The organism is Microbacterium murale (genome assembly GCF_014635185.1).
GTDB lineage: Bacteria > Actinomycetota > Actinomycetes > Actinomycetales > Microbacteriaceae > Microbacterium > Microbacterium murale.
On record NZ_BMCM01000004.1, the window covers coordinates 366654 to 379082 of the forward strand.

The window sequence follows — 12429 nt, forward strand, 5'->3', positions numbered from 1 at the left end:
GACGCGGCGATCAGGCTGAAGACATGACTCTCGACACCATCACCCGCACCGCTTCACGTACCGCCCAGCTCCTGCTCCTGCGCGCCATCGCCGTCTACACCGTGATCGGCCTCGCCGCAGGGCTCTTCTACCGCGAGTTCACCAAGGCGAACGGCTACCCGGAGGGCCTGATGGGCCAGCTGGGGCTCGCGCACACGCATATCCTCACGCTCGGACTCATCGTGCTGCTGATCGTGCTGGCCCTCGAGAAGGTGTTCACGCTGTCGGCGAGCCGCCTCTTCCGCTGGTTCTTCTGGATCTACAACGCCGGCGTCGCGCTGACGGCCGCGATGCTGGTCTGGCACGGGATGCTGCAGGTGCAGGATCTCGAATCGTCGAAGATGATCGCCGGCATCGCAGGCGTCGGGCACATGCTCGTCGGCGCCGGTCTCGTACTGCTGCTGCTCAGCCTGCGGACGGCGATCCGTCGGGCATGACCGGAGGGCGGGCGCGGAGGCGCCCGCCGGTCGCGGCGAACCAGCATCCTGCGAGGATCACGGGGAAGCCGATCAGCAGCCCAGGGGTCACGGGCTCGGAGAGGATGATCGCCCCGAGCACGATCGCGACGACGGGGTTGATGTAGGTGAACAGGGGCGCTCGTACCGGTCCGACTTCGCGGATGAGCGCGAAGAAGGCGATGAACGCAACCGCCGTGCAGATGACGCCGAGCAGCACGAGCGACACGGTCGAGCGGATCGTCGGCACCTCATGCTGCGTGAGGAGTGCGGCGGGCAGGTAGCCGAGGCCGATCGCGAACAGTGCGAGCGTGATGGTGCCGATCGACGGGACGTCTGAGAGCTTGTGGGCGATGATGAACGGTGCGATGGCGTACAGCAGCGCCGTCAGCAGGATCTCGCCGATCGCGAAGACGCTCGCCTGACCGTGCGGGAAGAGACCGGGGCCCGCCACGACGATTCCGACGCCGATGAAGCCGAGGAGAAGTCCGCCCAGGCGCACGGGAGCGAGGACGGTGCGGTCGCCCCGCAGCAGCGCGATGATGACCGCGAACAGCGGCACGGTGGCGACGAGCAGCCCGGTGAGGCCCGATGGCAGTTGCGTCTCGGCGTGGCTGAGGAGCAGGAACGGCCCCGCCATCTCGACCAGGCCGAATGCGAGCACCCATGGCCAGTGCCGCAACGCCCCCTTCAGCGCCCCGCTGCGGATCGCGAAGGGCAGCAGGATGAGTCCGCCCAGCAGCGTGCGACCGGCCACGACGGCCGGCGGGGTGAACGACTGCACCGCCTCTTTGATGAAGAGATAGGTGATGCCCCACACGAAGGCCATGATCGCGAAGAGGATCCAGCCTCTGCGCGTGAAGCCCCCGTCGGCGTTCATCCGGCCGCTGCCGCGGCGATGACGACAACCGCGAGGACGCTCACAACGTCCGTCGCCCTTCGAAGGCGCGACCGAGGGTGACCTCGTCGGCGTATTCGAGGTCGCCACCCACCGGGAGACCCGATGCGAGGCGCGACACCGTGATCTGCATCGTGGTCAGCAGACGGCTGAGGTAGCTGGCGGTCGCCTCGCCCTCGAGGTTCGGGTTCGTCGCGAGGATGACCTCCTGCACGGTGCCGTCGGCGAGACGCGACATCAGCTGGGTGATGCGCAGATCGTCGGGGCCGACGCCGGCGATCGGGCTGATGGCCCCGCCGAGCACGTGGTAGAGCCCGCGGAACTCGCGGGTGCGCTCGATCGCCGAGACGTCCTTGGCGTCCTCCACGACGCAGATCAGCGCCGGGTTGCGGCGCGGATCGCGGCAGATCGTGCAGCGATCCTGCTCGGAGACGTTGCCGCAGATCTCGCAGAACCGCACGCGCTCTCGCACGTCGGTGAGGAGCTCGGCGAGCCGGGCGACGTCGAACGTCGGGGTCTGCAGGATATGGAACGTGATGCGCTGCGCCGACTTCGGGCCGATGCCGGGCAGGCGGCCGAATTCGTCGATGAGCTCCTGAACGATGCCGTCGTACATCAGGCGAACCTCGTCGGCGGCTCATACGGCTCTTCGCGCACGAACGTCGCGCCGAGCACCTGGCGGATCACGGCCTCGCCGTAGCGCTGCACACCACCGCCTGCGGCACGCTCGGTGGTGACGGGAGTGGAACGCTGCGGTGTCGCGGCGGAGCCCGGCTGCGGGACGGATGCCCGGGCCGACGGCTCGGCCTGTGGCTTCACCTGTGACTGCGCCTGCGCCGGGGAGAACTGCGCCGATGGGACGGGTGGTTCGTACGGCGGCTCTTCATCGGGAGCGTCTGCGTCATCGGGCGCATCCGCATCGTCGGGCAGGGGCGGCGTGTCGTGGTCGACCTCGCCGTCCCGCGGCGGGAGCGGGGCGGATGCCGCGGACTCGACGTCTGCGGGCTCGTCATCGACGGGGAACTGAGGTTGAGTCGCGACCGGCTGCTGTTCTGCGCTCGGGATCGACGCGACCGCCCACTCCGTCACCGGCGTCGAAGCCGCAGGGGCGGGGGCCGTCGCGGCTGGCGCCGAGCGCTCGCGTTCGGGCCCGGCTGATTCGGCGGGCGTCACCGGCGGTAGCGGCTTCGGGAGGTATTTCACACGCACCCCGAGCTCCTGCTCGATCGCCGTGCGCAGGTGGTCGGACGGGCCGGGGCCCGGCGTGGAGCCCTTGAACGCCTTGACGTCCTGCGGACTCGCGAAGCCGAGCGTGAGCACCTCGGAATCGGTGACGTAATCGAGCGGCTGCACGGTCGTGACAGTCAGCCACGCTGTGCGGCTGACGTCTTCGAGGCGCTTGAGGATCGCCGGCCATGACGAGCGGATGCGGGCGAAATCGACCGGGCCGGATGCGGCTGGCGCGGGCTCGGCAGGCTCAGGGACGGATGGGACGGGCTCGGGCTCGGCAGGCTCAGGGACGGATGCGGCGGGCCCGGCCGACTCGGCGGCGGATGGGACAGGCTCGGCAGGCGCCGCAGCGGGAGCAGGAGCGGCAGCGGGAGCAGGAGCAGGAGCAGGAGCAGACGTCGCAGGCGCAGGCACCGCGGACGGAACGGGCTGAGCGAGCCCTGGCGAGCCGGAGCCCTCACTCCCACCCGCGGCGTTCAGAACTCGCGCGATCATGAGTTCCAGGTGCAGCCGTGGTGAGGTCGCCCCCGTCATGTCGTCGAGAGCTGCGCTCACGACATCCGCCGTGCGCGAGAGGCGCGCGGCGCCGAACGCCGTGGCCTGAGTGCGCATGCGTGCGAGCTCGTCTTCAGCGAGGCCGCGCAGCACCGCGCCCGCTCCTGCGCCGACCGCGGCGATCACGATGAGGTCGCGCAGCCGTTCGAGCAGGTCGTCGACGAAGCGCCGCGGGTCCTGCCCGGTCTGCACCACTCGGTCGATCGCAGGGAAGGCGGCAGCGGCGTCGCCGGCGGCGAGCGCGTCGACGATCTCGTCGAGCAGCGCGCCGTGGGTGTAGCCGAGAAGCGAAACCGCCCGCTCGTACGCGACCGAGTCGCCGTCGGAGCCGGCGATGAGCTGGTCGAGCAGCGACAGCGTGTCTCGAGGAGAGCCGCCACCGGCGCGCACGACCAGCGGCAGCACGCCCTTGTCGACGTTCACGCCCTCTTCGGCGGACAGCTTCTCGACGTATTCGAGCATCGCCGCAGGCGGCACGAGCCGGAACGGGTAGTGGTGCGTGCGGGAGCGGATGGTGCCGAGCACCTTGTCGGGCTCGGTGGTCGCGAAGATGAACTTGACGTGCGCCGGCGGCTCTTCGACGAGCTTGAGCAGGGCGTTGAACCCCTGCGGGGTGACCATGTGCGCCTCGTCGAGGATGAAGATCTTGAAGCGATCGCGGCTGGGAGCGAACGTCGCCCTCTCACGCAGGTCGCGCGCATCGTCAACACCGTTGTGGCTGGCCGCGTCGATCTCGACGACGTCGAGCGATCCGCCGCCGGCGCGAGACAGCTCCACACAGCTGGGGCAGGTGCCGCACGGGGTGTCCGTCGGACCCTCGGCACAGTTCAGGCAGCGGGCGAGGATGCGCGCGGAGGTCGTCTTTCCGCACCCGCGGGGTCCGGAGAACAGATACGCGTGACCGACGCGGTCGCTGCGCAGTGCCGTCATGAGCGGATCGGTCACCTGCGACTGCCCGATCATCTCACCGAAGTTCTCGGGCCGGTAACGGCGGTACAGGGCTGTGGTCACTGCTCCAGCCTACGGCGTACCGCAGACACCGGACTTCCGGCTCAGTCCTCGATCACGCTGATCACCGGGATCGTCGTCGTCACCACCGGCACTGAGGCGGATATCAGCGTGCCGTCGTCACGACGCGCGTCCTCGAACTGCCCCAGGGTCGGACGGCCCGACAGCACCGGCCCCTGGTCGGCGAGCGCCACGACGACCTCCTCGTCCGTGCTCACCGTGCACTCGACGCCGCGCACCGTGAACGTGACCGGCTCGCCCGATCGCGCGACCACACGAAGCTGATCGCGGGTCACGGTCACGTGCAGCGCAGTGCCCTGCCATTGCAGCTGATACGACAGCGATGGCCAGTCGACAGGCAGTCGCGGGTCGAAGCTGAGCTCGCCGGCGTGATCGCGCATCCCGCCGAAGCCGCAGACCAGCGCGGTCCACACGCCGCCGGCCGACGCCACATGCACGCCGTCGGATGCGTTGTGGTGCAGATCGCCGAGGTCGACGAACAGCGAATGCTCGAAGTACTCCCGCGCGAGGTCCTGATATCCGACCTCGGCCGCGAGAATCGACTGCACGACGGCCGACAGCGTCGAATCGCCGGTGGTCAGCGGATCGTAGTACTGGAAGTCGGCGAGCTTCTCCTCCGGAGTGAAGTGGTTGCCCTGCAGGAACAGGGCCAGCACGACATCGGCCTGCTTGAGGACCTGGAATCGGTAGATCACGAGCGGGTGGTAGTGCAGCAGCAGGGGCCGCTGGTCGTCCGGGGTATGCTCGAGATCCCACACCTCGCGCTCGAGGAACATCGCGTCCTGCGGATGGATGCCGAGGCTCTCGCTGAACGGAATGAACATCGCCTCTGCAGCGCGATCCCAGGCGTCCGGCTCACCGGCATCCAATCCGATGCGCTCCACGAGTGCGTCGTACGCTCGCGGATTCGCGGCTGCGATCTCACGCACCACGCGGGCGGCGTAGCGCAGGTTGTACCGCGCCATGACGTTCGTGAAGAGATTGTCGTTCACGACCGTCGTGTACTCGTCAGGGCCGGTGACACCGTGGATGTGGAACGTGGCGTCGCCGTTCGTGCCGCGCCAGAACCCGAGCGTCGCCCAGAGCCTCGCCGTCTCCACGGCGATGTCGACGCCCTCCCTGCGGAGGAACTCCACATCCCCCGTGGCACGCACATACTTGCCGAGCGCGAAGCTGATGTCGGCGTTGATGTGGTACTGCGCCGTCCCCGCCGCGTAATACGCAGATGCCTCTTCGCCGTTGATCGTGCGCCAGGGGAACAGCGCCCCCGCCTCGTTCAGCTGCGCGGCCCTGCGCCGCGCAGCCGGCAGCATGAGCGCCCGCGCACGCAGGGCGTTGCGCGCCCACTGCGGGCTCGTGTACGTCAGGAACGGAAGCACGTAGATCTCGGTGTCCCAGAAGTAGTGCCCGCTGTAGCCGGACCCGGAAAGGCCCTTCGCCGGCACGCCGGAGCCGTCTGCACGCGCCGATGCCTGCGCGAGCTGGAACAGGCACCAGCGGCTGGCCTGCTGCAGATCGTCATGTCCTTCGATCACGACATCCGACCGCTCCCAGAACGCGTCGAGCCACTCCCTCTGACGACGGAACTGCGCATCGACGCCCTCGACGCGCGCACGGTCGAGCGAGCGGCGGCAGCGGTCGACCAGCTCCCGAGCCGGCACGCCGCGCGAGGTGTGGTAGCTGACGAGTTTGGTGATGCGGATCGGCACTCCGGCCTTCGCCTGCACCCGGAAGACGTTCTTCGCGACGTCCTGCTCGACGAGCCGGCGCGCGCTGTAGTCGTTCTCCGTCTCGATCACGTGGTCGGCGACGACCGCCACGGTCATCCCCGACTCGGTCGTCTCGTACGACAGCGCCGATCGCAGTCCGTCCTGCCAGAACTCGACCGGCTGCAGCACCCGCTCGGTGATCTTCTCGGTCTTGCGCGGGTCGAATCCCGCCTTCTTGGCTGCCCTCGGCGCACCGCCGTACACGCTGCCGCCGTCCTGCCTGTTCAGCAGCTGGCAGCTGATCGTGACCGGCGCATCCGAGTTCTCGACCGTGACCTCGAGGCTCAGGATCGCGAGATGACGCTCTTCGAAGCTGACCAGTCGCTCGTCGCGCATGCGGATGCGCTTGCCCGATGGCGTCTCCCAGACGAAGCTCCGCTCGAGCACACCGGTGCGCATGTCGAGCGAGCGCGAGTAGTCCCTGACCTCCGACTCGTCGAACGAGATCGGCTCGTCGTCGACGTACACGCGCATGATCTTCGCATCTGGAGCGTTGACGATCGTCTGGCCGACCTCGGCGAAGCCGAACGCCTGCTCGGCGTGGCGGATGCGCCAGGTCTCGTGCAGCCCGTTCAGGAACGTGCCGTGCTCGTGTGCGCCGCGACCCTCGATGTGGTTGCCGCGTAGGCCGAGATAGCCGTTTCCGACGGCGAACAGGGTCTCCGAGAGGCCATCCTCGTCATAGCGGGTCTCGGTGAGACGCCAGGGTTCGACGGGGAAGCGTTCGCGATCGATCATGCGGTCTCCGGGTTGTCAGTCGAGTTCAGAAGCAGACGGGCAAGATCATCGACGATACATGTTGCGCCGGCGGCGCGCAGGGCGTCAGGGCCGGCGCCGCGGTCGACTCCGACGACGGTGGCGAAACCGGCGGCCGCGGCGGACGCGGCGCCGGAGACGGCATCCTCCACGGCGATGCTCTGCGCGGGATCCACGCCCAGCGCGGCGGCGCCGGCGACGAACATGTCGGGGGCAGGTTTCGACGCCAGCCCGTCGCGCTCGGCGACCGTTCCGTCGACCACCACGGTGAAGAACCCACGGATTCCGGCGGTCGCCAGCACCTCTTCGGCATTCTTCGAACTCGAGACGACGCCCTGGCGGATGCCGGCATCGCGCAGCTGCTCGATCAACGCGAGCGAACCGGGGTAGGCGGCGATGCCTTCCCGGCGCAGCGACGCCGAGAACGCGGCGTTCTTGCGGTTGCCGATGCCGCAGATCGTCTCAGCGTCCGGTGGATCGTCGACCTGTCCCCAGGCGATCTCGACGTTGCGGCTGCGCAGCAGACTCGCGACGCCGTCGTAGCGCTTCTTGCCGTCGACGTACGCGAAGTAGTCGTCGTCGGTGTACGCCGGCTCGATCCCCCAGTTGGCGAAAACCTCGTCGAACACCGCCTGCCAGGCGCGCATGTGCACTTCGGCGGTCGGCGTCAGCACACCGTCCAGATCGAACAGGATGCCTTCGGCGAGGCCGAGGTCTGGCAGAGAGTCGGGCATGCGGGCCTCCAGAGTTTCACGCGAAGGGACCGGCACCTCACTGTGCCACCCAGCCAGCGTAATGGCGCAGGGTTCGCGGGCATAACCCCTTGAGGCGCGTTCCGCCACTCAGACCTGGCTCAGGGTCTGCCGTGCGATCTCGAGCTCTTCGTCCGTCGGCACCACGAGCACCGAGACCGACGATGAGTCGGTCGAGATGCGCCGGATGCTGTGGCTGCGCGCCTCGTTGCGGGCCTGGTCGATCTCGATCCCTAGGAAGCCGAATGTCGAGAGCGCCTCGGCTCGCACCCGGGCCGCGTTCTCACCCACGCCGGCGGTGAACGAGATGACATCGACTCCGCCGAGCTGTGCGATGTACGCGCCGGCGTAGGCGCGCAGGCGATGGATGTAGACGTCGAAGGCCAGGGTGGCCGCCTCCGCACCCGCATCCACGCCGGCGAGGATGTCGCGCATGTCGCTGTGTCCGGCCAGTCCCTTCAGTCCGCTGCGGGTGTTGAGCAGCGTGTCGATCTCGTCGATCGAGTACTCGGCCACGCGTGCGATATGCACCAGGACGGCGGGGTCGAGGTCGCCGGAGCGCGTGCCCATCACCAGGCCCTCGAGAGGCGTGAACCCCATCGAGGTCTCCACCGAGCGTCCGCCGTCGATCGCCGTGACGGAGGCGCCGTTGCCCAGGTGGAAGACGAGCTGGCGCAGCGAGGCGAGATCGCGCCCGAGGAAGGCCGCGGCCTGCTCGCTGACGTACTTGTGGCTGGTGCCGTGGAACCCGTAGCGGCGGATGCGGTGCTTCTCGGCGAACGCCGCATCGATCGCGTAGGTGTACGCGGAGGGTTTCAGCGTCTGGTGGAACGCGGTGTCGAACACGGCGACATGAGGCACGTCCTTGAACACCGCGCGTGCGGCGCGGATGCCGGCGAGGTTGGCCGGGTTGTGCAGTGGCGCGAGCACCTCGAGTTCGCCGATCGACTGCTCCACGGCATCCGTCACGAGCGTCGGCGAGAAGAACCGCGCGCCGCCGTGCACGACGCGATGCCCGACGGCGACCGGCGCGTGCTCGTCCAGTGCGGGGCCGTGCCTCTCGAACTGCTCAAGCATGACGGCGAACGCCTCGTCATGATCGGCGATCGTCCGCTCGCTCTTCTTCGTGACGTCGAGCACCGTGGGGGCGGCCTCACCGTCGCCTGGGCGACGGACGGTGTGCGAGATCGCGCTGACGTCCTGCCCGATGCGCTCGATGAGGCCCTCGCCGAGCGGCGACTCGCGGTCCATGTCGATCAGACTGTACTTCAGCGACGAGGAGCCGCTGTTGATGATCAGGACGACGCTCACCGTGCGGCCTCCGCACCCGGGGTGGCACTTTGGGCCTGGATCGCGGTGATGGCGACCGTGTTGACGATGTCGTCGACCAGCGCACCGCGTGAGAGGTCGTTGATGGGCTTGTTCAGCCCCTGCAGCACGGGGCCGATCGCGACGGCTCCTGCGGAGCGCTGCACGGCCTTGTACGTGTTGTTGCCGGTGTTCAGATCGGGGAAGACGAACACCGTCGCACGTCCCGCGACGGCTGAATCCGGCATCTTCGCCTTGGCGACAGCGGCATCGGCTGCGGCGTCGTACTGGATCGGCCCGTCGACCGGCAGCTCGGGAGCGCGCTCGCGCACGAGTGCTGTCGCCTCGCGCACCTTCTCGACGTCGGCGCCGGTTCCCGACTCCCCGGTCGAATAAGACAGCATGGCGACGCGCGGCTCGATGCCGAACTGCCGCGCGGTCTGCGCAGACGAGATCGCGATGTCGGCGAGTTGAGTGCTCGTCGGATCGGGGATCACCGCGCAGTCGCCGTAGACGAGCACGCGGTCGGCGAGAGCCATCAGGAAGACGCTGGAGACCACCTCTACGCCAGGACGGGTCTTGATGATCTCGAACGACGGACGAATCGTGTGCGCGGTGGTGTGCGTCGCACCCGAGACCATGCCGTCTGCGAGGCCGAGATGCACCATGAGCGTTCCGAAGTACGACACGTCTGTGACGGTGTCGGCGGCCTGCGACAGCGTCACTCCCTTGTGCGCCCGCAGACGCGCGTATTCCTCGGCGAACCGCTCGATGTACGACGGATCGGTCGGACTGATGATCTGCGCCGCGGAGATGTCAATTCCGAGCTCAGTGGCCCGTGCGCGGATCTCGCTCTCATCGCCGAGGATCGTCAGGTCGGCGACGTCACGCGCGATCAGGCTCGACGCCGCACGCAGGATGCGGTCGTCCTCGCCCTCGGGCAGCACGATGCGCTTGCGATCGGCTCGTGCGCGTTCGATGAGTCCGTACTCGAACATCAGCGGCGTCACGACGCGCGATTCCGCGAGCCCGAGCTGTGTCGCGAGCTCGGTGATGTCGACGTGGGTCTGGAACAGTCCGAGCGCGCGATCGTACCGATGACGCGAATCGGCGGCCAGCCGTCCGCGCGCGCCCATCACGCGCACCGCGGTGTCGTAGGTGCCGTGATCGGTCGCGATGATCGGCACGGTGGATGCCAGTCCGTCGAGCAGCCGCTCGATCGACTCCGGCAGGGGGAACGGTCCGTTCAGGATGATCCCCGTGATCGAGGGGAAGGTTCCCGCCGCATCAGCCATCAGCGTCGCCAGCAGCACCTCGGTGCGATCCGCCGGGATGACCACGACGGCGTCCTGCGTGAGACGCGGCAGCACGTTCACCATCGACATGCCCGCGACCACGACGCTCAGTGCCTCGCGGGTGAGCAGATCGGGGTCGCCCTTGATGAGTCGCCCGTCGACGGCGGCCAGGATGCCGCGGATCGACGGCGCCACGAGCGTGCGATCCTCCGGGATCGCCCACACCGGGGTGTGCTCCGACTGCGCGGTGCGCACCGCATCGACGCTCTGCTGCAGGGCATCGGGGTCGGCGCGGTTGACGATCACGGCGAACAGCTCTGCCCGTTCGTCATGCAGCTCGGCGAGCGCGAGGGCGGCGATCTGGCCGACGGCGTCGGCTGTGCGCGCGGTCGACGTGCCGAGCTGCTCGCCGCCGCCCTGCTGGTCGCGGCCGCTGAGCACGAGCAGCACCGGAGCGCCGAGGTTCGCGGCGATGCGGGCGTTGTAGCCGAGCTCTGCAGGGCTGGCCACATCGGTGTAGTCGCTGCCGATGATCACGACGGCGTCGCACTGCGCCTCGACCGCCTTGAATCTCGAGACGATGGTGGCGAGTGCGCGGTCGGGATCGTCGCGCACATCGTCGTAGGTGACGCCGAGGCTGGCCTCGTAGTCGAGGTGCACGCCGTCGTGCGCGAGCAGCAGCTCGAGGACGTAGTCAGCCTCGGCGGAAGAGCGCGCGATCGGGCGGAACACACCCACGCGGGGCGTCACGCGCATGAGCGCATCGAGCACACCCAGCGCGATGGTGGACTTGCCGGTGTGCCCCTCGGCGGAGGTGATGTAGATGCTTCGCGCCACGCTGCCACCCTACGCCGGGCAGGGCCCGGAAAGCGCGTCGACGATCGCCGTGGCATCATCCTCGAACCGGGCGTAGTGGTCGGGGTCGGTGTTGATCTGAACGCGGTTGATCGCATGCGACGGCGCCATCTGCTGCCACCCTGCGAGTCCGGCGAGGCGCCCGTAGAACAGGGCCGCGGATGCCGCCGGGTCCATCCTCGTCTCGACGCTCCCCCACCACTCCTGCTGCTGGAACAGTCCGATGCTGCTGGTGCGCGAGCCGTCGGGATTGGTGAATCCGGACGTCTCCCAGTCGCCGTAGTCGATGTTGTGCAGGCTGCTCTCCCCCATGGCCGCCATGACGCCGAGGACCTTGCCGTCTGTGCCGAAGCCCTGTTCCGAGGCCGTGCGCACGATGATCGCGGCGTTCTCGAGCTGCTCGCCCTGCCAGCCGGCCACACCGTCGTCTGGAAGATCTCCAGGCGCGTCCATGCACACCGCGACCGGATCGTGCGAGGTCGCCATAGGAACGAGCACGATGAGCAGGGCCGCGAGCGTGAGTGCCCCAAGCGTGAGGATGACCGGCCGCACACTTCGTCGCGACCACCGACGCGCAGCGCCCGCTCTTCTCCCACCCGCGGACCGGCGAGTCGTCGTCCGCTTCTTCGCCCGCTGTCCGATCCGCTTTCGCGGCTTCGCGCGACGCTTCTTCCCGCTGGGCGTGCGGCGCGTTTTCGCCTTCACGCGCTGCGCTCTCCCTGGTCGTGCGGACGTCGCGCTCCGGCGAGCGCCGCCGCACCGCCGCCGATCGCACCGAACAGATGCGCCTGCCACGAGACGCCTGGCCCGACGCCGACGATTCCGGCGAGCATCGACCCGCCGTACAGCACGAGCACGATCACGGCGATGAGGGCGTGCGCGATGCGGTGTGCGATCGGCCGCGGCGAGAACACGCGCACGACGATGTACGCGAAATACCCGAAGACGAGCACGGAGGCCCCGACCGTGAGCGTTCCCGGCGCGTTGAGCAGCCAGGTGCCTGCACCGCCGACGAGCGCGGTGACGGCGGTGACCATCCAGAACCGGGCTGCGCCTTCGATCGCGATGAGGCAGCCGAGCACGAGGAGCGGCAGCGTGTTGCCTATCAGGTGGGCCCACCCTGCGTGCAGCAGCGGCCCCAGCACGAGACCCTGCAGACTGCCGAGATCCCACGACCTGAGGCCGAACCCGGTGAACGAGCCGGGAAGGATCGCGTCGAGGATCTGAATCGCCCACATCACGGCCACGAGCACGACCGGCGAAGCGAAACGCGCGAGGGCAGCGGAACGCGGAGGACTTGCCGAGATGCTCACACCACGATCCTCGCAGGAGAAGCTGTGCGCCGGGGGCTGATGCGAGAAGTTCCAGGCAAAAGAAATGACCCTCCGCGCACCCAGCAGAGCCCGGTTACCCTTGCTACGTTTCCGTCCTGGGGGAATTGGCCTGGATGCTGCCACGCGGAGAGCCTCGGACAGTCTACCCGGCGTT

At 68.6% G+C, this 12429-nt stretch carries 10 protein-coding genes and 1 other RNA gene; 1 reads left to right on the forward strand and 10 read right to left on the reverse strand.

The features are described 5' to 3' along the window. Positions 1-23: 23 nt before the first annotated feature. Positions 24-476, forward strand: a complete 453-nt coding sequence (locus tag IEV67_RS14165; RefSeq protein WP_188437208.1) for a DUF2871 family protein — start codon at positions 24-26, stop codon at positions 474-476. Here the strand turns inward: IEV67_RS14165 and IEV67_RS14170 are convergent. The 10 genes from IEV67_RS14170 to ffs all read right to left on the reverse strand — a co-directional run bounded on the left by IEV67_RS14170 (position 445) and on the right by ffs (position 12411). Next, the gene (locus IEV67_RS14170; RefSeq protein WP_188437209.1) at positions 445-1374 is read right to left on the reverse strand and encodes a DMT family transporter; all 930 of its coding nucleotides are present in this window, start codon (positions 1372-1374) and stop codon (positions 445-447) included. The genes IEV67_RS14165 and IEV67_RS14170 overlap by 32 nt on opposite strands. Positions 1375-1414: 40 nt before the next feature. Then, positions 1415-2008, reverse strand: a complete 594-nt coding sequence (gene recR, locus IEV67_RS14175; RefSeq protein ID WP_033106606.1) for a recombination mediator RecR — start codon at positions 2006-2008, stop codon at positions 1415-1417. Next, positions 2008-4188, reverse strand: a complete 2181-nt coding sequence (locus IEV67_RS14180; RefSeq protein ID WP_188437210.1) for a DNA polymerase III subunit gamma and tau — start codon at positions 4186-4188, stop codon at positions 2008-2010. Before IEV67_RS14180 ends, recR begins: the two co-directional genes overlap by 1 nt. Before the next feature lie 41 nt (positions 4189-4229). Continuing rightward, complete coding sequence (locus IEV67_RS14185; RefSeq protein ID WP_188437211.1) at positions 4230-6713, reverse strand: glycoside hydrolase family 65 protein; 2484 nt, start codon at positions 6711-6713, stop codon at positions 4230-4232. Beyond that, the gene (locus IEV67_RS14190) at positions 6710-7465 is read right to left on the reverse strand and encodes an HAD family hydrolase (RefSeq protein WP_188437212.1); all 756 of its coding nucleotides are present in this window, start codon (positions 7463-7465) and stop codon (positions 6710-6712) included. Before IEV67_RS14190 ends, IEV67_RS14185 begins: the two co-directional genes overlap by 4 nt. Before the next feature lie 108 nt (positions 7466-7573). Beyond that, entirely contained in the window at positions 7574-8794 is a 1221-nt protein-coding gene (locus IEV67_RS14195; RefSeq protein ID WP_188437213.1) for an acetate/propionate family kinase, read from the reverse strand. Further along, complete coding sequence (gene pta, locus IEV67_RS14200) at positions 8791-10923, reverse strand: phosphate acetyltransferase (RefSeq protein ID WP_188437214.1); 2133 nt, start codon at positions 10921-10923, stop codon at positions 8791-8793. The genes IEV67_RS14195 and pta overlap by 4 nt, the downstream gene beginning before the upstream one ends. 9 nt (positions 10924-10932) lie before the next feature. Further along, on the reverse strand, positions 10933-11493 hold the full coding sequence (locus tag IEV67_RS14205) for a type 1 periplasmic-binding domain-containing protein (RefSeq protein ID WP_188437215.1): 561 nt from the start codon (positions 11491-11493) through the stop codon (positions 10933-10935). 149 nt (positions 11494-11642) lie between these two features. Continuing rightward, on the reverse strand, positions 11643-12254 hold the full coding sequence (locus tag IEV67_RS14210) for a rhomboid family intramembrane serine protease (protein ID WP_229703136.1): 612 nt from the start codon (positions 12252-12254) through the stop codon (positions 11643-11645). Between the two features lie 60 nt (positions 12255-12314). Further along, an RNA gene (gene ffs, locus IEV67_RS14215) (signal recognition particle sRNA small type) lies at positions 12315-12411 on the reverse strand. Between the last annotated feature and the right edge of the window lie 18 nt (positions 12412-12429).